The sequence below is a fragment of the Ferrimonas balearica genome, from assembly GCF_019802055.1.
Taxonomy (GTDB): Bacteria; Pseudomonadota; Gammaproteobacteria; order Enterobacterales; family Shewanellaceae; genus Ferrimonas; species Ferrimonas balearica_A.
Window position 1 is genome coordinate 607,488 of the sequence record NZ_JAHVHW010000004.1, and the last position, 21,040, is coordinate 628,527.

16 protein-coding genes are annotated in these 21,040 nt (G+C 58.8%); 11 read left to right on the top strand and 5 right to left on the bottom strand.

The window, feature by feature from the left end:
• The first annotated feature begins 152 nt into the window (after positions 1-152).
• From KUV52_RS18990 to KUV52_RS03680, 3 genes are all read left to right on the top strand, one after another.
• Positions 153-1,532 carry a sensor histidine kinase gene (locus KUV52_RS18990; protein ID WP_222524563.1) on the top strand — a complete coding sequence of 460 codons (1,380 nt, stop codon included), beginning with the start codon at positions 153-155 and terminating at the stop codon, positions 1,530-1,532.
• A complete protein-coding gene (locus KUV52_RS03675; RefSeq protein ID WP_222524564.1) occupies positions 1,532-2,176 on the top strand; it encodes a response regulator in 645 nt (214 codons plus the stop codon). Before KUV52_RS18990 ends, KUV52_RS03675 begins: the two co-directional genes overlap by 1 nt.
• Positions 2,177-2,328: 152 nt before the next feature.
• Complete coding sequence (locus KUV52_RS03680; protein ID WP_222524565.1) at positions 2,329-3,999, top strand: Ig-like domain-containing protein; 1,671 nt, start codon at positions 2,329-2,331, stop codon at positions 3,997-3,999.
• A gap of 73 nt (positions 4,000-4,072) precedes the next feature.
• Here KUV52_RS03680 and KUV52_RS03685 read toward each other — a convergent pair whose 3' ends face one another.
• From KUV52_RS03685 to KUV52_RS03695, 3 genes are all read right to left on the bottom strand, one after another.
• The gene (locus KUV52_RS03685; protein ID WP_222524566.1) at positions 4,073-4,888 is read right to left on the bottom strand and encodes a DUF4097 family beta strand repeat-containing protein; all 816 of its coding nucleotides are present in this window, start codon (positions 4,886-4,888) and stop codon (positions 4,073-4,075) included.
• Between the two features lie 159 nt (positions 4,889-5,047).
• Positions 5,048-8,167, bottom strand: coding sequence for an efflux RND transporter permease subunit (locus tag KUV52_RS03690; RefSeq protein WP_222524567.1), 3,120 nt, complete (start codon positions 8,165-8,167; stop codon positions 5,048-5,050).
• Positions 8,164-9,234, bottom strand: coding sequence for an efflux RND transporter periplasmic adaptor subunit (locus tag KUV52_RS03695; RefSeq protein WP_222524568.1), 1,071 nt, complete (start codon positions 9,232-9,234; stop codon positions 8,164-8,166). The genes KUV52_RS03690 and KUV52_RS03695 overlap by 4 nt, the downstream gene beginning before the upstream one ends.
• Before the next feature lie 225 nt (positions 9,235-9,459).
• Between KUV52_RS03695 and KUV52_RS03700 the strand changes: the two genes are divergently transcribed.
• The 3 genes from KUV52_RS03700 (at position 9,460) to KUV52_RS03710 (ending at position 13,604) form a co-directional block, all read left to right on the top strand.
• Positions 9,460-10,605, top strand: a complete 1,146-nt coding sequence (locus tag KUV52_RS03700; protein WP_222524569.1) for an energy transducer TonB — start codon at positions 9,460-9,462, stop codon at positions 10,603-10,605.
• A 138-nt stretch (positions 10,606-10,743) separates the two neighbouring features.
• Positions 10,744-11,319: a hypothetical protein gene (locus tag KUV52_RS03705; RefSeq protein WP_222524570.1), complete on the top strand. Its 576-nt coding sequence runs from the start codon at positions 10,744-10,746 to the stop codon at positions 11,317-11,319.
• A complete protein-coding gene (locus KUV52_RS03710; RefSeq protein WP_222524571.1) occupies positions 11,316-13,604 on the top strand; it encodes a prolyl oligopeptidase family serine peptidase in 2,289 nt (762 codons plus the stop codon). The genes KUV52_RS03705 and KUV52_RS03710 overlap by 4 nt, the downstream gene beginning before the upstream one ends.
• 50 nt (positions 13,605-13,654) lie before the next feature.
• On the opposite strand, the gene erpA is transcribed toward KUV52_RS03710, so the two are convergent.
• The gene (gene erpA, locus KUV52_RS03715) at positions 13,655-14,005 is read right to left on the bottom strand and encodes an iron-sulfur cluster insertion protein ErpA (RefSeq protein ID WP_222524572.1); all 351 of its coding nucleotides are present in this window, start codon (positions 14,003-14,005) and stop codon (positions 13,655-13,657) included.
• 67 nt (positions 14,006-14,072) lie between these two features.
• Positions 14,073-14,825, bottom strand: a complete 753-nt coding sequence (locus KUV52_RS03720) for a DUF6776 family protein (RefSeq protein WP_222524573.1) — start codon at positions 14,823-14,825, stop codon at positions 14,073-14,075.
• 65 nt (positions 14,826-14,890) lie between these two features.
• Here KUV52_RS03720 and KUV52_RS03725 point away from each other — a divergent pair, with 65 nt between their 5' ends.
• The 5 genes from KUV52_RS03725 to hemL all read left to right on the top strand — a co-directional run bounded on the left by KUV52_RS03725 (position 14,891) and on the right by hemL (position 21,004).
• A complete protein-coding gene (locus KUV52_RS03725) occupies positions 14,891-16,561 on the top strand; it encodes a chloride channel protein (RefSeq protein WP_222524574.1) in 1,671 nt (556 codons plus the stop codon).
• Positions 16,562-16,659: 98 nt separating this feature from the next.
• Entirely contained in the window at positions 16,660-17,565 is a 906-nt protein-coding gene (locus KUV52_RS03730; RefSeq protein ID WP_222524575.1) for a winged helix-turn-helix domain-containing protein, read from the top strand.
• A 483-nt stretch (positions 17,566-18,048) separates the two neighbouring features.
• Positions 18,049-18,978 (top strand): aspartate carbamoyltransferase, encoded by a 930-nt coding sequence (gene pyrB, locus KUV52_RS03735; protein WP_222524576.1) that lies wholly within the window; start codon positions 18,049-18,051, stop codon positions 18,976-18,978.
• A gap of 11 nt (positions 18,979-18,989) precedes the next feature.
• Positions 18,990-19,454, top strand: coding sequence for an aspartate carbamoyltransferase regulatory subunit (gene pyrI / locus KUV52_RS03740; RefSeq protein WP_222524577.1), 465 nt, complete (start codon positions 18,990-18,992; stop codon positions 19,452-19,454).
• A 260-nt stretch (positions 19,455-19,714) separates the two neighbouring features.
• The gene (hemL, locus tag KUV52_RS03745) at positions 19,715-21,004 is read left to right on the top strand and encodes a glutamate-1-semialdehyde 2,1-aminomutase (protein ID WP_222524578.1); all 1,290 of its coding nucleotides are present in this window, start codon (positions 19,715-19,717) and stop codon (positions 21,002-21,004) included.
• The last annotated feature ends 36 nt before the right edge of the window (positions 21,005-21,040 follow it).

Below are 21,040 nucleotides of genomic sequence, written 5' to 3' on the forward strand. Positions count from 1 at the left end.
GGAAGCGTGGAGGTTATTGTAACGGTTTCGATGACAGAAAGATGACAGCCAAAACGGCCACTTTTTCACCCGCGACTGCAATAACTCTGTGTACCTCACAGTAAGCACGGGGGTAACAGCGCCATACTGGGTTGCGGTAAAGGGAGGGTTCCGTGTTTGATTCGTTGCTGGTTTTTAATATCTACCTGTTTTACGGACTGGTATTTTTTACCATCGGCTCCCTGATCGCCTTTCGCAATCTTCGCCTCAGTCAGTTGGCCATCGCCTCTGCCCTCCCTTCACTGGCCGCCTTTGGCTTTATCCACGCCTTTCATGAATGGTCGGAACTCTATCTTCAGTTGATGGGGCCCTACACGCCGATGCTGTGGTACTCGGAGATGAAGATTCTGCGGGTACTGAAGCTGTGGATCTCCTTCCTGGCTCTGGCCTGGTTCGCCTGGAAGATGCTGGTGATCACCGGCATCGCCCGAAAACCCTGGGCGCTGGCCAGTCTGGCCCTGGCTCAGCTGGTGTTTGTTCTCCATCTGGTGGCCAGTTTCCCGCTGATGGAGCTGGATGATTTCCTGCGTCTGGCAGGGGTACTGATCCGCTGGATATTCGGTTTGGGCGCCAGCCTGGTGGCGGGCCTGGCGATGGTCTACTACGCCCGCCAGCAATACCGTGAACGCCGCCTGGCGGGCCACTACTTCGGTTACTGCGGGGTGGCTCTGGTCGCATACGGTCTCGCCGCCGGTCTGCTCTCAACCGACTCCGGGCTTTGGGTGCCAGTACTGCGCACTCTGTGTGCCTTCGCCATTCTGGTCACCCTGTACCAGGCCCTGAAGATCTTTGATCGGGAGCGGGAAGCGCAGATCGAAGCGCAGCAGCGTCAACTGTTCCGCGGGGAAAAGATGCGAGCCATGGGCGAACTGGCCTCCGGCATCGCCCATGAGATCAAAACCCCGCTGAGTTACGCCACGCTGGGGGTGGATCTGCTGGAGAAGCAGCTGCCCCCGGAGAACCGCTCCCAGCCACAACTCAATCGCATCCGAAAAGGGCTGGAGCGTGCCACCTACATCGCGCAGGAGGTGCTGCACTTCGCCCGTCCCTCCGCACAACCCCTGCAACCGGTGTCTCTGGAGTCGGTGATCCACTCCACGCTGGAGTTGATGGGACACCGCCTGAAGGGGTTCACCATCCACCGTAACCTCGACCCGCACCTGAAGGTGGTGGGGGACCCGGTCAAGCTGGAGGAGGTGTTGATCAACGTCATCACTAACGCCATTGAGGCGTGCGAGGATGAACGACGGCTGGAGATCCACACCGAATCCATCGGCGACAAAGTCCTGCTCCACATTCGCGACCACGGCGGTGGCATTCCCGAAGCACAACAGAGCGCCAGCCTGCGCCCGTTCCACACCACCAAACCGAACGGCACCGGGCTGGGACTGGCCATCAGCCAGCAGATCATTCAGCAGCACCATGGCGAACTCTGCCTTCACAACTGGCTGCACGGCCTGTGTGTCACCATCACTTTACCCAGGAGCCATTGATGAGCCTCAACATCCTGTTAGCGGAAGACGACCTTGAGCTGAGACTGACTCTGGAGGAAGCCCTGACCCTGGAGGGGATGCAGGTGTGCGCCTGTGACAGTGCGGAGTCGGCACTGGACGCCGCCGAACAGGAGGGGTTTGACGTCGCGATTCTGGACCTGGTGATGCCGGGCCTCAGTGGCGTCGAGGCGATCGCCAATCTGCGACGTCTGCAGCCGGGCATGGGGGTGATCATCACCACCGCTTTTGCCACCGTAGACACCGCCGTGGACGCCATGAAGAAAGGGGCGGACGAGTTTCTTGCCAAGCCCTTTAACCTGACGGCTCTGGCCACCACGGTGCGTCGGGTCAATGCCGAGCGCCAGCCCCAACCCAAACTGGCAGATGAAACCGCCGATAAGGTGTTCTCCGCCCTGTCCAACCCAATCCGGCGTCAGGCCCTGCTGCAACTGGTTCGTCACCGCCAACTGCGTTTTATGGATCTGTGCCGCCTGGTGGGGGTGGAGGACCACACCAAGTTCAACTTCCATATGCGCCAACTCAAGCAGAGCGGGCTGATCCAGCAGAATGTGAACAAGGTCTACTTTCTGACAACTGAGGGGCAGCAAATGTGTCACTTCCTGCTCCAGGAAGAGGTGGATTAACACATTTAAAATCATCGCCTTAACTTATTTTTGATAAGGCAACTTCACAGCCTGGTCCGGTAGGGGAAATCCCCTTATCTGGCCGCCCCACTCCCGGCTTCGGATACTGAACCTGCAAATAAAAGACGCTTAAAGCGTCGCAGGAGATGATGATGAAAGCCTTCAATAAAACCGCACTGGCTCTGCTTATGAGCTCCGTAGCCATCGTTGGTTGCAGCAGTGATAACGACAAAGATCCCATCGATCCGCCGGAGCCGCCGCCGGAGAACACGCCACCGGTCGCCAATGACGCCACCCGCATGACCGACAGCAACCTGGTTCTGACCATCAACCCGATGCTGCACGTCACGGATGAGGACCAGGACGACATTCTGACCCTGGTGAGCGCCACTACCGAGAACGGCACCGTCGCCATCGACGCTGACCGCATCCTGTTTGAGCCCAAAGGGTTTGTCGGTGACGCGGCCATCACCTACACCGTCAGCGACGGCACCGATGAAGCCAGCGGCACCATCACGGTTAGTGTTGCAGAGGCGATCTACGCCGGTAGCCAGAGCTGTCTGGGCTGCCACAGCAATCCCTCTCTGGGTGATATGAGCAGCCACCAGCTGCACGGTCACAACTTCAAGATCATGAAGATCGCCGACGATCAGATGCCCGAGTTCCCCTACACCGACGTGAGCGGCGCACTGGAGCAGATCGACAACGACGGCAACCCCACCGACAACACTCTGGGCGCGCCGCAAACCTATGCGGATGTGTCCTACACCTCTGGTGGTTACGGCTGGAAACTGCGTTGGATGGATAAGGATGGCTACCTGGTCACCGGCGCCCAGGCTCAGCACAACCTCCATGCGGAAGCGTTGGGACTGGATGACCAGATCATGGTCAACTACAACGCTGGCTCCGTGAACAAGCCCTGGGATTGCGGCCACTGCCACACCACCGGCTGGAAACCCTTCGATGAAACCCTGAACCCGCAGCACCAGGATGACCTGCCAGGTATCTCCGGTACGTTTGTGGCCGCAGGCGTTCAGTGTGAAAGCTGCCACGGTGCCGGTCTGGCCCACACCAAGGCTCCGAGCGCTGACAACATTACCCGTAATGCCACGCCGCGTCTGACCGCCGACCTGCAGAGCGAAGGCATGGGTTACGGCCAGCCGGTGCACTGCGCCGAGTGTCACACCCGTGATGGTGACCGTAAACATGGCAACGACTTCGTGAGCAGCTTTAACAAAGCGTTCCCGGATGGCCCTGAGTACGGTGCCCGCGTGATGGTTCGCAGCGGCCTGCCCCGCCACCACCAGACTCACGATGAGCTGATGGCGATCGACCCGGAAACCGGTGAGATCACAGGTAAGCACTACATCAAGTTCCCGCTCTACTACGGAGCCGAGAACGCCTGTGCCGTCTGCCACGACCCGCACAAGTCCACCCTGAACCAGGACGAAGCGATTCACCAGGGTGCGGTCACCGCCTGTACTGACTGCCACAGCGGCGACTACGCCAAGGGGTTCAACTCCACCCTGCACGCCAACTTCGACTGCATCACCTGCCATATGCCGGAAGTGGTGAAGAACGGTACCTCTGGCTACGTCACTGGTGATGGCCGAGAAACCAAAGAGAAGCGTGGTGATATCCGTATCCACACCTTCGCCATCGACCTTTACAACGAGAAGGGCCAACTGGTTGATGCGGAAGCCAAGGACACCTTTATGTATCCCTACCTGCAGCAGAAGTTTGCTTGTGGCCAGTGCCACGCTGAAGCGGACGACTATGCCGGTAAGCTGATGCAAAACCACGGCGGCAAGATGCACCCGTGATCCCTGCAGTAACCTAAGTCCCTGCAAACGAAAAAGCGGCCCGGAAGGGCCGCTTTCTTTGTAGGGGATAAACTCACTTCAAGGTGACGCTGCCATTGACCTGTTCCAGGCTCAAGCCTCCGGAGCCCCCATCAATCAGGTTGAAACCACCGGTCTGACGCACCTGGATATCCCCGGAGCCGTCATCCACCGTCACCATCCCCTCAACCTGTTCAACACTCAGGTCACCGGAACCGTCTTCGATGGTGACCCTCCCGGCCACCTGTTGCACCGACAGGTCACCGGAGCCGTCGTCGAGGGTCAGATCGCCGCCGATGGCACTCAACCACAGCTCGCCGGAACCGTCATCGACCTCGACATTGCCCTGAATGTTGCTGATGCGCGCGTCGCCGGAGCCGTCGTTCAGCACCAGTTCCTGGCCGCCATCAATGGTCAGGTCGCCACTGCCATCGACGACGTTCAGTGTCCCGGCCATGCCCAGAATCACCAACTCACCGCTGCCATCCTCCAGATCGAGAGCCATCTCAGCGGGCACCTTCACCACCATGTCGATGCGGGGAGTGTTACTCCAGCAGCCCGCAGAGTAGCTTTGCGTCGCATACAGGTGGGCGGTATTGCCATCGCTCAGCAGTCGGAAATCGTGCTCATTGGCGCCCGGCTCGCTTTGGTAGATCTTCGCGTCCACCCGGATGGTGTCGCGGCCCGGTTCACCCTCAATGCGAATGTCCCCCGCCTCAGCCATCACTTTTAAACGGGAGAGGTCAGAGGCGGTCAGTTCCAGGGTTTCTTCCGTAACGTAATCGGCGCCGGTGCAGCTACCGGGCCCCAGGTGGACCACACAGCCGGACAGAAACAGGGGGAGAGTAAGCAGAGCGTAGCGGCAGTTCATCATCGCGTCCTTGTTATTGATCTGGGCGAATTCCCTAAGTGGCACACTGAGTGCACAAGCCATACCAAGATTAACAATCGTTACTTTTCAAATGGTTAAAAACAGGACTTCCCCACCCACTCGGCATTTTGACCTATGGGTGGGGGATTTGACCAAGGGCTACGCCCCCTCTGGAATCGGCTCGGGTTCCGGCGGCTCGCGCTGCTCGAGGCGGTGCGCCCTCAGGGCCAGCAACACCGGCGTCAACACCAGAGTCAGCAGGGTGGCAAACGCCAACCCGCCCGCCACCGTCGTGGCCAACTGGCTCCACCACTGGGTTGAGGGCCCCCCAACCTGCACCACCCGGTGGATCAGGTCGATATTGGTCTCCAGCACCATCGGCATCAGGCCGAGAATGGTGGTGATGGTGGTCAGCATCACTGGCCGCAGACGCTGGGCACCGGTACGCAAAATCGCTTCCCGTGCACTGATGCCCTGGGCTTTCAGCACGTTGTAGGTGTCGATCAACACAATGTTGTTGTTCACCACGATCCCCGCCAGAGCGATGATCCCAAGCCCACACATCACGATGTTGAATGGTTTGCCGGCAATCATCAGTCCCAGCAGCACACCGGCCGTCGAGAGCAACACCGCCGTGAGAATCAGGAACGCCTGATAGAAGCTGTTGAATTGGGTCACCAGGATCACCGCCATAATGAACAGGGCCACCCCGAAGGCATTCACCAGAAACTGCTGAGACTCTGCCTGCTCCTCATTTTCACCGGTAAAGCCCAACTCCACCGAGGGGTGCAGATTCAGCTCCGGCAGCAGCGCCTGCAGCTCCGGCATCACCTCGCCCAGTTGGATACCGGGTGCCAGATCCGCCTTCACCGTCATCACCCGCCGACCATCAATGCGGCGGATGCTGTCCACCTTGGGGGCCGCAGTCCGTTCAACAAAGTTGGAGACCGGCACCTGGCCATAAGGGGTGTTCAGGCGCAGCTGATCCAGCCGCAGGATATGGCGCTTATCCGCCGGAAAGCGGGCACGGATGTCCAGCTCTTCGTCAGCATCGTCCGGCCGATACTCCCCGACTTTCAGCCCCGAAGTCACAAACTGCACCGTGTTCCCCACTGAGGTGGCGTCCGCTGCAAAACGGGCCGCCTTGGCGCGATCCACCAGCAGCTGCCACTCGATCCCCGGCTTGGAGCCGGTGTCCTCGATATTGAGGAAGCGGCTGTCACTCTCCAGCATCCGCCGCACCTTAAAGACGGCGTCATTCAGGGCGTCCGGCAATCGGGAAGCCAACTCCAACTGCAGCGCCTTACCGGAGGAGGGCCCGTTCTGATCTTTACGCACCTCAATCTCCAGTCCAGCCAGCCCCTCCAGTCGCTGTCGGATAAGAGGCAACAGCTCGTCAGCCGTTTCCCGCTGGTCCCACTCCACCAGATTGAGTCGGATGTAGCCGATACGGTCGCCACTGTCGGTACGGGCGTAGAGGGTTTCCAGCTCCGGCATGTCCGACAGACGGCTCTCGACCCGCTTCATTAACTGGTCTTTTTCATGGATGGAGAGGTCGCCGTACCCCCGAACAAACAGGTTGAGCCCCGACGGCTCCACCTTGGGGAAAAACTCAGTGCCATGGTTAAAGCGGCCATAGGCCACCACAATCAGCACCAAGCCCATTATCACTGCTCCCAGCACTTTCCAGGGGTGTTCAATCGCTTTGTCCAGGGCGCGAACATAGCGACCGGACAAACCAGGCAGCGTGGTGATGTCCCCCGCTTCCGCCTGATGAATGGCTCGGCGCTGCGTATCACTCAGGGGCAGCGGCTTGCCGAATACGCCCCCCAGGGTCGGCACAAAGATCAGCGCCATCAGCAGCGATGCGGTCAGGGTGGCGATCAGGGTCAGGGGGAAGAACTTCATAAACTCCCCCATGATCCCGGGCCAGAACAGCAGCGGAGCAAAGGCAGCCAGGGTGGTGGCCGTCGAGGCGATGATGGGCCAGGACATCCGCTGCGCGGCCTCTGCATAAGCGCGCTTGCGTGGCGCCCCTTCGCTCATCCGGCGGTCGGCGTACTCAGTAACCACGATGGCGCCATCCACCAGCATCCCCACCGCCATGATCAGGGCAAACAGCACCACGATGTTCACCGTCAGCCCCATGGTGGCGAGGATCAGAATCCCGGTCAGGAAGGAGCCGGGGATCGCCAAACCCACCAGTGCCGCACTGCGGGCGCCGAGGGCCGCAATCACCACAATCACCACCAACAGAATCGCCGAGAGCACGTTGTTCTGCAGGTCGGTCAGCATGTTTTCGACGTCTTCCGACTGATCACCGGTAAAGGTCACCTCCAACGCTTGCGGCCACTGGCTCTGTGCCGCGGCCATCATCGCCTTCACCTTGGCGACGGTGGAGATGATGTTCTCCCCCGGCCGCTTTTTCACTTCCAGCGACAGCGCTGGCTGGCCATTCAGGCGAGCGAAGGAGTTGGGATCCTTAAAGCTTCGTCGCACCGTAGCGATGTCGCCGACGGTGACCACCTGGTCCCCCTGCACTTTCACCGGCAGTTCCAGAATGTCCTTGAGAGACTCAAACACCGAGGGCACCTTAATGGCGAATCGGCCCTCTCCGGTGTCCATAGTGCCTGCCGGAACCAAACGGTTGGAGCGGGAAACCAAAGAGGTAATGTCACCCACCTCCAGTTGGTAACTCTCCAGCAGCAGCGGGTCTATCAGGATCTCCAGCAGGTCCTCCCGGTCTCCACCGATCTCCACCTCCAGCACTTCAGGCAGGGACTCCAGCTTGTCCCGCAGGGTGCGGGCCAGTTGCACCAGGGTGCGCTCTGGGATCGGCCCGGAGAGGGTCACGGTGATCACCGGGTTCTCCTCCGCCAGCGTCACCTCATGCACCGTTGGCTCCTCGGTATCCGCAGGCAGCTTGGCCTTGGCCAGAGTCACTTTGTCCCGCACATCCGCCAGCGCCACCTTGGGATCAAAGCCCGCATCGAACTCCATCACCAGACTGGCGTGACCTTCGGCTGCGGTGGCCCGCAGCTCGTCGATCCCCTCAATGCTGCGCAGCTCCTGCTCCATCGGTCGGATCAGCATCCGCTCCGCATCCTCCGGGGAGATCCCATCGTGCACGATGGAGACGTAGATCACCGGGATGGTGATGTCCGGCTCCGACTCTTTGGGGATGCTTCGGTAGGTCAGGGTCCCGGCGATCAACAGCAGTACAAACACCATCAGTACGCTGCGGCTGCGCGCCAGCGCGGCGGCGATCACTCCGGTCATTGCGCGGCCTCCTCGTAGGTGACCAGCACCGGATCGCCATCGCGGACAAAGCCCTGGCCAATGGTGATCAGGGTGACTTCATCCGGCACGCCACCGGTCCAGATCCCGTCCCCATCCGCCTTCACCACTTCGATGGGCAGGAAGCGGACGATGTCTGCCTCAACGGTTTTCACCCCCAGGTTACCCAGCTCATCCAGCGCCAGCAGCGCCGGAGTAATGTAGATCGCCTTGCTCGCCTCCAGAGGCAGCTGAAGCTCGGTGCTCTTGCCCGCCCGAAGCCGCCCATCCGGGTTGGGCAGAGCCACCTCAATGCGGAAGGTGTTGGTGCCTTCGGTCGAAACGGAAGCGATATAACGGACGGTGCCCGCCACGGGAGCGTCACCGATAAAGCTGGCCTGAGCCGTCTGCCCGACGGCAACACCAACCACATCCATTTCGGTGATCTCCGCATTCACCACCAAGGGGTCCAGGTCCGCTACAGTGCCGATCTTGTCACCGATCGCCAGGTAATCCCCCTCCTCCACGAAACGATCATTGAGCACCCCATCAAACGGCGCCCGTACCGTGGTGTGGGCCAGATCCAGTTCCAGGCGCTTCACCTCCGCCCGGGCTTTGACCAGCTCGGTCTCCACCTCTGCCTGTCGCAGCCGTCCCTGAAGCCCCTGTTGGGCCAGTTTGTTGCTGGCATCAAAGTCGATCTGGCGCTGTTTAAGCTCCGCCCGGGCACGGGCCAGCTGTTGCGGCAGGTCACGCTGATGCAGTTGCAGCAGCGGCTGGCCTGATGTCACCCGGGCCCCCCGCTCCACCAGCACCTCAAGAACCCGCCCCTTAACCTCGGCGCGCAAGGTGGCCATTCGGTCCGGCTGGGTGCGGCCATAAAGGTTCACCTCCCGCATTACCGTTTCCGCCTGCACTCTGCGGGCAGTGACCTCAGTGGCTTTATCGGCATCGCCAAGGGTGGCTCGCTTGGTCTGCTCCGGGGCGTTACCCACGCCGGACAGGATCCAGGCGGCCAACGCCAGGGCGATCAGCGAGGCCAAAACATAGGGGTGGCGAATAAAAGACATGAACAGGGCTCCAGCACATTTCGCAATGGAAGCAGGATAATGGGCGAATCAGCCCAAAGGAACACAAGTTTGTTACATTTGGCAAACATCCGCACAGCCGTGCGAGAAACTGAGTCCTCTTCACGCTTTCCCGCCCCGGACGATCAGGCAATGCCGCAGCTATACATCCACCAAACAACTCAATAGGATGAACGCTGACAGGACGTCAGACTTAAGGAAACCTATATGGATGTAAGGCCCCTTCCGGCGCGATTGAGCGTCATTGTCGCACTGTGCGCCACCCTCAGCCTCGCCCCAGTTGGCTATGCCAGCGAACAACAGGTGTTGGACGCCTACCAGCACTACCTGAAGGCGTTGGAAGCCAACGATCCGGTACAGACCGAGGCCCATGCCCGCGAGGCTTACCAGCTCGCGGTTAAGCTCCTTGATGAAAGCACTCCACAAATCGCCGCACTGGCCATGAACTGGGCGGGGGCATTGGAAGCGCTGGCAAAACAGCGCCCCGAAGGCATGGACAGCGAAGCCTACCTGGCTCACCGAAAGCAGGTGCGGGAACAAGCCTTTGAGCGCTATCAGGACGCCCTCTCTCACTACGAGCGGATTGAGGGTAAAGAGAGCGAGCAACTGATCGAGCCACTGCTCGGCCTGGGGGCGTTGAGTAAGGAAGCTCGCCAGGCCAACGCCTACTATCAGCGTGCCATCGCAATCAGTGAAGGCACGCCACTGCGTCAGGCCAGTATCCAGATACTGGCGTTCGACCGGCTCAAGCAAAACCCGGAGACCGTCAAAGCCGCCAAATCCCATCTGCTGGATGCGATAGAGGTGTATCAGAAACAGCTGCCGGAAAATCACTCCAGCCGGATCGAAGCCGAATTCAGGCTGGGCATGATGTATGCCGCCCTGGGCAAGCGAAATAAGGCAATTGACGCTCTTGAAGGGGTTGTCGAGCAGTATGAAGTGTTGGACTTTGACCACCCCCTCAGCCTGGCCTCACGAACCCGTCTGGTGGTGTTGTACGAACGCCAGGGTGATCGGGAAAAAGCCACTGAGCACTGTGTTGCTGTTGGCCAGATGCGCCCCTGGCAAGAGAGTCAGGAACAGGTGCCGCTTTATCGCAAGGAGCCCAGCTATCCGCTGCAAGCCGCACGCAAAGGCCGTGAAGGCTTCGCCGTGCTGGAGTTCACTGTTGATGAGCAGGGGTTTGTCACCGATCCCAAGATTATCGAATCCGAGGGGGGTAAAGACTTTGAGAGGGAGAGCATTCAGGCCCTCCAGCAATGGCGATACGCCCCCAGGTTTGAGGATGGCCAGGCGGTTCCGGCCAAATCCCTGGTGCGGCTCGATTTCTCTCTGGGCAGACCGGGTCAATAACTGACAACAAAAAACGCCCCCGCATTGCGGGGGCGTTTTCGGTTCTGACCTACATTCACTCCATCCAAATTCACGCCACTATTAACAAACCATTAACCGCGTTAGTCTGTTTCGGAATCCAAGGATTGGGAGTCAGTCGTGAAACGGATAATGCTAATAGTGGCGTTGTTGGTTGTGCAGGGGTGCGCCACCAAACTCACCACTTACAATCAGGAGCAGCACCCTAACATCGCCCTTCAGCCGCAGGAGGGGTTGGTCTTAATGAGGCTAGCCAATCACTGGGCACTCAGTAAGATTAAGATCGCCGGTGACCAAGGTGATTTCTTATTGGACTGGTACGCACTTCAGACCTTCCATCGCTACTCCTCGCCCTATATGTATCAGGGCCATTACTTCCTGTTCAGCATGCCCGCTGGCGAATACCGTATCTCCGAAGTGATTCGCTACGTCGGCTCCACCAAAAGCTGGGCCGAACTGAGCGAAGAGGAGAATCCAGGCCTATGGTCTTTCCGGGTCGAAGCCAATCGAATCAACTACATCGGCGACTTCTACACCCAGGTGTCCAGGCAGGGTTATCTGGAGCAGATCCACTTCACCAATCGCGCTTCCTTTGCGCTCGATTTCAGCGAGAAGCAACTCCCTGAATTGTTGACACTCTACCCGCTGACGTACTCCGGCGCGGGTCGTGACGACCTGTTCGAGGTGATCAGATGAAATCGTTATTGCTCGCGACTGTTACCTTGATAATGGCCGCCTTGCCACTGCAGGCCGCCTACTTTCCTTTGCAAAAAACCCATCTGAACTCCCATCATGGCCGAGCTGCACTGAGCCCGGATGGAGAGTGGGTCACCTACTTTGAGCGTCAGGGAAACGAGATCACCTGGCAGATTCAACATGTGGATAGCCAGGAGCAGTATCCCCTGCTGAGTATTACCGAACGGCTATCCGACAAGCCCACCACCATTGATGGCGTACATTGGGTTGACCCCACCACGCTGCTAATCCAGCACCAAAATAGAGGCAAACAGCGCCTCACTCTCTACCACTACCAGGCGCAAAACACTGAGCAGCCATGGAGTGGCCAGGATCTGGATGATTCGCCTCATATCATCAGTGCGCTGCCAGACGATGAGAACCACATTCTGGTCATGGCAAAACGATCGGGCAGCAAAGGCGTCGCCGCTTACCGCGTGAATATTAACGAACCGCTAGAACCTCAACTGAAAGACAAACACCTGGTATCAGGGCAACTCAACAACGCCATACTGCTGACAGCCGACCATAACGGGGAGGTGCGGTTGGGCTTGATAATGCGCGGCGACCGGCTGAGCCTGGTGTTCCGAGCCTCCAGCGATGAGCCCTGGCGCTTCGGCCACAAATTCAGTGAAAACGACCAGTGGATGACACCGGTGGGCTTTATCGACCCGGAACGGATCGCGGTGCTGACCAGAGAGGGCAACGGCACCACCGGAGTGTACGCGTACGATCTCGATAAAAAAACGCTGGCTGAACCCCTCTTCAAGTTGGATGGCCTGGACATTATTGACGCCACCCTTGATCCCGATGGCAATCTGGTCGCGGTCTCTTACTATCAGTTTGGTCAGTTTCAGATCCGCTATCTCAGCACCTCCCATCAATCCCTAATCACCGAACTCCAGAGCGAACTTTCAGAACATCAGGTTGCACTGGCAGACAGTCAGCAGGGCACAGATTTGCTGGTCGCTTTTTCAGAGTCACATTCCGGCAGCGTTTATCTGCGCCGAAACGGAGTACTGAGAAAGCTGTTTGAGCAGCAACCTCAGCATGAGGCGTTCCAATTCTTCGAATCCGAGGTGTTATCTGTAACTCGTCCGGACGGTATCGAGATTGAGGCTTTTCTGATGCGACCCGAGGTCTCCAATGGCGTACTTCTGGTGATGCCACATGGCGGTCCCATTGGCATTCAGGACGACCGCAACTTCAACCCTGACCAGCAGTACTTTGTCTCACGGGGCTACAGCACCCTTCGTGTTAATTACCGAGGCTCCAGCGGCAGGGGACAGTCCTTTATGGAACTGGGTGTGGGAGAGCAGGGCAGAGAGATTGAAGCGGATATTCAGGCGGTGGCGGAGCAAGTTCAAGCCCGCTACAACTTTACCCACCGCTGCACTTTTGGCACCAGCTACGGCGGCTACTCCGCCATAGCACTCACTATCCAGAATCCCGGCTTCTACCACTGTGCCATTTCAGGGTTCGGTCTGACCGATCTCTCCCTGATCTACAACAGTGGCAATTTTGCAGTGCATGGTCGACTGCGTGAAGCCGTTGAACGGACCTATGGCGATGCCCCTGACCAGGATCTGATACTGCGTCCCCGCTCACTGATTCAGCAGGCGGATAAGATCGAGGTACCTTTGCTGTTGTACATCGGCTTACAAGATAAGACCGTAGATACTGAGCATTTCCATCGATTGACTATGCAACTGGATCGCCTGGAGAAGCCCTACAACAGTTCCCTATTTAAGCGCTCCGGCCACGGCCACGACGACTGGACTCCCCATCGGCTTGAGCTGACCATGGTTGATGAGTTTATCCGGCGGACGTTGAACCTGGCTCCGCCATCAGCGCCAGAAGATCGGGCCATTCTGGCTGATGAAATTATGTCGCTGGGCTACCACTACAATCAGGGCCGGTGGTTACACAAGGATCCGATATTTACCCGCCAGCTTTACCAATTGGCCATCGATCTCGGCAGTGTCGATGCCATCGCCAATCTAGGCTTTATGTATGACAACGCGCTGGGGGGCGTGGGAAGCCCCGATAAAGCCTTTTCCCTCTATCAGGAAGCGCATGAGAAAGGCAGTCGGTTAGGTTCCTTAAACCTGGCAGACTGCTATTACGAAGGACGCCATGTCGAGGCGGACAAACCGCGTGCGATTGAGATGATGCGTACCTTGCAACAGGGTGACGACTGGGTCGCCACACGGGCGGGCGAATATCTCGAATCCTGGAACCTGTAACAAAAAACGCCCCCGCATTGCCGGGGGCGTTTTGATGTTCTCGGTGCGCCTTAGATGGAGAAGGAGGCGCCGCAACCACAAGTGGTGGTCGCGTTGGGGTTATTCACAAAGAAGCGACTGCCTTCCAGGCCTTCGGTGTAGTCCACTTCACCGCCAACCAGGTATTGCAGACTCATAGAGTCCACCAGCAGGGTCACGCCCTCTTTCTCAATGGTGAAATCGCCTTCGTTTACCTTCTCATCAAAGGTAAAGCCGTACTGGAACCCGGAACAACCCCCACCGGTCACATAGACCCGCAGCTTCAGTTCGGGGTTCTCTTCCTCCGCCAGCAGTGCTTTCACTTTGGCAGCAGCAGCGTCGGAGAATTTGATCGGCATGGCTTGCGCGGCTTCGACAGTCATCTTTACCTCTCAGTATTTAGCCCGGCGATTATCCAATACCCGACCAAAGCATTCAAGCATTGGCCGATCAGTGTGCGTTGTGGATCTGGGCCATTGTGGGCTGGCTCACCAAATCAGAGAAGGCAAAACTGGCTTCGGTGCTGGACGCCTTTTGGCCCGACGCTTTAGGCAGGCGAACCTCAACCACCAGGCGCTCCGGCAGGAAATCCTCCGGCAGGGTGAACTCGTTCTCCAACTGCTGGAAGTAGCGGAACGAGAACTTGAGGCTGTTGGCGTCTACGCCCAGTTGAGTCAGGTCGCGGCTGACCGGCTGGCCATTTTCGCTGCCAAACAGGGTCAGCTTGACCGTGCCCTTAACAAAGCGTTTGCGGATCTTCTGCTGGGTCAGCAGCAGTCGATAGCGGTAGCGGTTTACGTCGGCGGTGTCGTCCAGAACCAGATCGTGGATCTGCACGCCATCGGCGGTTTTCTCCGGGGCCATCACGTTGCGGTAGAAGGCCAGTTCCCGCTCCAGGGAATCGATCCGCTGCTGCTGATGAGACATCATCTCCCGGGTTTCCAGCTGGCTTTGCTGCTCCATCCGCACTTCAAGACCACGGGTGGCCAGTTCGCGCTCAAGCGCCAGGCGCTCCTTCTCCCAGTCGGTTTCGGCATCCTGATAGTGATCCACCTGCTTGTGCAGCGACCACTGTTCAACGTAACCCACGCTGTACCCCACCAGGGCAACCGCCAAAGCCAGGGCAACAAGGATCAAACCTCGGGGCTTAAACCCCTGTTCGAACTGACACAGGGCGTGCCAGCGGTGCTTCCATTTCTGCATCACTATCTACTTGTTATCATTACCAGTGCTATCATCGTCCCAGCCGTCAACCACGTCCAGAAGCCATGATCGCCGACTACAAATTCAAACTGGCCAATGCCCGAATCAGCCTGCAGCTTTGTCTGCTGGGTCTGCTTGTGGGCGCACTGGCCAGTGGATTGATCGTGCTGTTTCAATTGACGGTGGCGGGACTGCAGCACCTGGTACTCATTCAATCCGATGATTTTACTGAGCTACCCCTTTGGATGCGAGCCAGCCTGCCAATTCTGGGAGCCTTGATCATCTACTTGCTGGTCAGTCGTACCAAAACCGCCTATCGCCGGATGGGCATCGCTTACGTGATCCACCGGGTCAAATGCCACTATGGGCGCATCTCCCTGACCAGCGGCGTAGGCCAGTTTGTCCATGCGGCGGTCGCCCTCGCCTGCGGCTTCTCCGTCGGTAAAGAGGGGCCGGCCGTTCACATCGGCGCCACCGCTGCTACCATGATGTCCAAGCGCTGGGCGCTGCCGGACAACACCATGAGAATCCTCTCCTCATGCGGCATAGCGGCGGGAATTGCGGCGATCTTTAACACCCCGCTTGCCGGTGTGATCTTCGTTCTGGAAGTGGTGTTGCGGGATTATAAGATCCACTACTTTCTGCCCATTATGCTGGCCGCCATCACCGGCGCCATCATCTACCGGGCGGTATTCGGCGACATTCATGTCTACAGCCACCTTGAACTGGTTCGTCTGCCCCTGGACCAGTACCCCACGCTGATCATGTTTGGTCTGGTGCTGGGTATCGTGGCTGCCCTGTTCAACCACGCACTGCTGCATGTCACCCAACGGGCCAGCACCCTGAACCTGGCAACCCGGTTTGGCATTGCCGGTCTGGCAACGGCCGTGATCGCCGCCATCGTGCCGGGCGCCATGGGCGGGGAGCACAGTGCGGTTACCCTGGCCCACAGCGCCGATGCCACCATTCTGGGTCTGCTGATTCTGCTGACCGCCAAGATCCTCGCCACCATCGCCGCCATCGGTTTTGGCATCCCCGGTGGTTTGATTGGCCCCCTATACGGTATGGGTGCCCTGCTGGGTGCCATGGTGGCGCTGATCCTGAGCCCCATGCTGCCCCAACTCCAGGAGTACCAGGGGATCTACGCCGCCATCGGCATGACCGCCATGATGGGGGTCTGCCTGAATGCACCGATGGCCTCCTTGCTGGCCCTGGTGGAGCTGACCGACGACGCCTCGCTGATTCTGCCCTACCTGCTGGTCACCCTGCCGGGCTTCCTGCTGGCCCATGAGGGGCTGGGCGCCCGCGCCATCTTCCTGCGACAGCTGGACATTATGGGGTTGGAGTACCGGGTGCCCCCTCTGGAGCAGGCGCTGCAAAAAACCGGTGTCCTGGCCCTGATGGACAGAAACATCATTCTGGCCCGGCCGGGCCTGGCTGATGAAGAGTTGATGGAGTTGCTCAAGAGCGCCGAGCACCACAGGTTGCTGCGCGCCACCGAAGAGGGGCAGGAGATGATCACCCTGCACGCCAACTTTACCGATGAGAGCAACAGCGCCCTCAAGCGGGAATCGATCCCCGGACTGCCCGAGCGCAGTACCCTGGCCGAAGCGTACCGATTACTGGAGCCCAAGCGTGGTGGCGCGGTGTACGTCTACATGGACCAACCGGACACCCCGGTCGGCCTGATCACCTGGCCGATGCTCTATCGTTTCTTCCGCGATGGCGAGGTGTGAGAGGACGCTCTGCGACTAAGGTGTAGATGGGGGTGAATTGACGCCGGAGCCTGGCTGGGATTGAATGGTTACATCTTTGCAACATCCCAGTTGGCATCATGGAATACCGGTTTGACCGCTTTACTCTGGATTTGAGCCATCAACGCCTGACCTGCGATAAAACGCTACTCAGCAGCGATCCCCGCCTTATCCGACTCCTCGAGTTGCTGATTAAGGCGGCACCCGAACCGGTTACGCCGGATACCCTGCTCAATGAACTGTGGCCTGACACCCATGTCAGCCACTGGTCCATCTCCCGCCTGATCTCCGATGCCCGCAAGCTGTTTAAGGACGCGGGTGCCGACTTCTCCGTCATTCAAACCCTGCACGGTCGTGGCTACCGCTTTGCCGTTGAAGCCCAGCGCCGACTCCTTCCCGACGATCACCACGCCCTGAGAGACGAGCCGAAGGACACGGAGAAGCCCGTTCCGGCTGACTCCGGACACTCGCTTTCCTGGCCAATCCGAATCGTGTTGCTGGGACAGGTGGTGCTGATCGCTTTGCTGGGGTGGCAACTCTGGAGTGCCCCGGATCCCGAACTGCGTATAGGCGAACCCGCCCACCCCGTGGCCCGGATACTCTGGGTGGATGACCACCCGGACAACAATCTGTCAGAACGCCGTGCGCTGCAGCGTCAAAGGGTGGCGGTCTACACCACCACATCGAGCCACGAAGCGATCATGCTGCTCGACCTCTATCACTACGACCTGATCATCTCGGACATGGGACGGGCGGGGGATCCTCTGGCAGGACTGAAACTGGTCAAAACCTTGCGGGAGTCCGGTGATGACACGCCCTACCTGCTCTACACCATCATGCCCTCCGACGCGATGTCGGAGCAGGCGCTCGCCCATGGCGCACAGTCTGTGGCGGTAGACAGTTCCCTTCTATTTCAACAGGTTGCGAAGCATATCCCCCTGGATCCCGAGCTGGCCGCCAAGGATAATGAAGGCTTAAACCTTTGATAAATAAGTAATTCAAAACAATTCCAAATAATTCAAAGACAAAGCGCCAGAACGCCCGCTATAACTTCTTCTGCTTACGGTGCTCAGCACAGTGAGCGGATCTAGCGCAACCAAGCCCCTTACCGGGCTCGCTCTCTCGCCGACAGCAACCTCCTTCTGTCGGCTTTTTTTTTGCCCTTTCGACCCGCCTCTGAAAAATCGAATCGCCTTTTAAATTCCGTCACTTAATCTCTTTTCGAACTGGGACCTGGCTCCCCCTCCCCGCCTTGCGCCACCGGAAATTGGGGGTATAATCCCCCGGAAAATCGAACAGCACAGGATAAAAAATGAACCGTTTCACTGAGCGCCGTTCTCAGAGTGTCAGCCGCCCGTCGGCCGGTTCCCCCTTTATTCTTGTTGTTTCTCAAGAAAGCCTCCTTTTTTAAGGGGGCTTTTTTATGAACATAACAATCAGACCCTACAGGCCAACCGGGAGCACATCTTATGGCGAGTTCGCTGTATAAGAAGCACATCATCTCCATTCCCGAGCTCACTCGAGAAGAGCTGGAACGTATCGTCGAGACTGCGGGTGAATTGAAAGCCAACCCCAACCCGACCCTGCTGCAGAACAAGGTGGTGGCCAGCTGTTTCTTTGAGCCCTCCACTCGCACCCGCCTCTCCTTCGAGACCGCCATTCAGCGCCTCGGCGGCAGCGTCATCGGTTTCGACAGTGGCGGTAACACCTCTTTGGCCAATAAGGGCGAAACTCTGGCGGACTCCGTTCGGGTGATCAGCTCCTACGTGGACGCTTTTGTGATGCGCCACCCCCAGGAGGGCGCCGCCCGCCTGGCTTCCGAATTCTCCGGCGGCGTACCGGTGATCAACGGCGGCGATGGCGCCAACCAGCACCCCTCACAGACCCTGCTGGACCTGTTCTCCCTGTACGAAACCCAGGGACGGCTGGATGACCTCAACGTCGCCTTTGTGGGTGACCTGAAGTATGGCCGTACCGTTCACTCCCTGACCCAGGCCCTGGCCAAGTTCAACAATGTGACCTTCTACTTCATCGCCCCGGAAGCGCTGGCGATGCCGGACTACATCTGCGAAGAGCTGGATGACGCGGGCCTCACCTACCACGTGCTGACCAGCATGGATGAGGTGATCCCCGAGTTGGATATCCTCTACATGACCCGGGTACAGAAGGAGCGCTTTGACGAGTCCGAGTACGCCCACGTGAAATCCGCTTACGTACTCAGCGCCGCCACCCTCGAGGGCGCCCGTCCCAACCTTAAGGTGCTACACCCGCTGCCCCGGGTGGATGAGATCACCACCGACGTGGACGCCACCCCCCACGCCTACTACTTCCAGCAAGCGGAAAACGGCATCTACGCCCGTCAGGCCCTGCTGGCCCTGGTGCTTAACGAGTCCCTGTAACGGAGCCGACCATGACCAAAGATACCCAACTTCAGGTAGAAGCCATCAAGAACGGCTCCGTCATCGACCACATCCCGGCACACTCCGGCATCAAGGTGCTGCGCCTGTTCCAACTGCACAAGTCTGAGAACCGCATCACCATCGGTCTGAACCTGCCCTCCTCGGCACTGGGCCATAAGGATCTCATTAAGATTGAGAACCTGTTTATCGACGAGGAGTTGGCCAACCAGCTGGCGCTGCTGGCCCCGAACTGCACGGTCAACCAGATCGAAGACTACGAGGTGGTGCGCAAGCTGCAGCTCTCCCTGCCAGAGCAGGTGGTCGGCGTGTTCCAGTGCCCCAACAGCAACTGCATCAGCCACAGCGAGCCGGTACCCAGCCGCTTTACCCTCAGCAGCAAGCACGACCCGATCAAACTCAAGTGCCACTACTGTGAAAAGGCGTTTACCCGCGAGAGCATGAGCGAGCGCCGCTAAGCGACACCCCGAACATCACGCTGCCATCCGGTGGCGTGATGTCCGCTTTCTCCCCCCATTTTTTCCAGCCATGTCGGCTTTTCCACCACCCTGTGATCACGCCGCTTGATCATCCGCGCCAAAAAGTGACACTCTCACCACCACAGGACGGCAACCTGAAACCGTGCAGAGCCGCTGGCCAGTGCCGGTTTCCGCCCACCATTTCAGCCATTGTTGAGCCAACCTCAGAGTTGGCCGGAAAGGATCCAGTAAGGAGAACCATGAACCGCAGCGAATCCCTGTTTGAACAGGCCCAGAAAACCATCCCCGGTGGCGTTAACTCCCCGGTTCGTGCCTTTAAAGGCGTAGGCGGCACTCCGGTCTTTATTGACCACGCCGATGGCGCCTACCTGTACGATGTGGATGGCAAACGCTACATCGATTACGTTGGCTCCTGGGGCCCGATGATTCTGGGTCACAACCATCCTGAGATCCGCTCTGCGGTACTGGCTGCGGTAGAGAAAGGTCTCTCCTACGGCGCCCCCACCGCTTCCGAAGTGGAGATGGCGGAACTGGTGTGCGAAATCCTGCCCTCAGTGGACCAGGTCCGTATGGTGAACTCCGGCACCGAAGCCACCATGAGCGCACTGCGTCTGGCCCGTGGTTTCACCAACCGTGACAAGTTCATCAAGTTCGAAGGTTGCTACCACGGCCACGCTGACTGCCTGCTGGTAAAAGCCGGCTCCGGCATGCTGACCTTTGGTGAGCCCACCAGCCCGGGCGTACCCGCTGACTTCGCCAAGCACACCCTGACTGCCGACTACAACAAGCTGGATTCCGTTAAGGCGCTGTTTGAAGCCAACCCGGATGACATCGCTGCCGTAATCCTGGAGCCGGTTGCCGGCAACATGAACTGCATCCCGCCGGTCCCGGGCTTCCTGGAAGGCCTGCGTGCCCTGTGTGACCAGTACGGCGCTCTGCTGATCATCGACGAAGTGATGACCGGCTTCCGTGTTGCTCTGGACTGTGCTCACGGCCACTACGGCGTGAAGCCGGACCTGGTGTGTCTGGGTAAGGTGATTGGCGGCGGCATGCCGGTAGGCGCCTTCGGTGGTCGTGCCGACGTGATGGCTCACCTGGCCCCCAACGGCCCGGTATACCAGGCCGGTACCCTGTCCGGTAACCCGGTTGCCATGGCGGCGGGTAAAGCTCAGCTGAAACTGCTGCAGCGCCCCGGCCTGTACGACGAACTGGCCGCGAAGACCGAAACCCTGATCAAGGGCTTCAAAGCGGCGGCGGATAAGAACGGCGTACCGATGGCGATCAACTACGTGGGTGGCATGTTCGGCTTCTTCTTTACCGACGAAACGGAAGTGAACACCTTCGAGCAGGTCTCCAAGTGCAACATGGACCACTTCAAAGCGTTCTTCCACGGCATGCTGGATGAGGGCGTAAACCTGGCGCCGTCCGCCTTTGAAGCAGGCTTCCTCTCCATGGCTCACAGCGACGAAGACATTGCGGCCACTATCGCCGCAGCTGACCGTGTGCTGGCCAAGATCGCCGCGGCCTGAAGCGTTCGCGCCTGATCAAAAAAACCGCCCAATCGG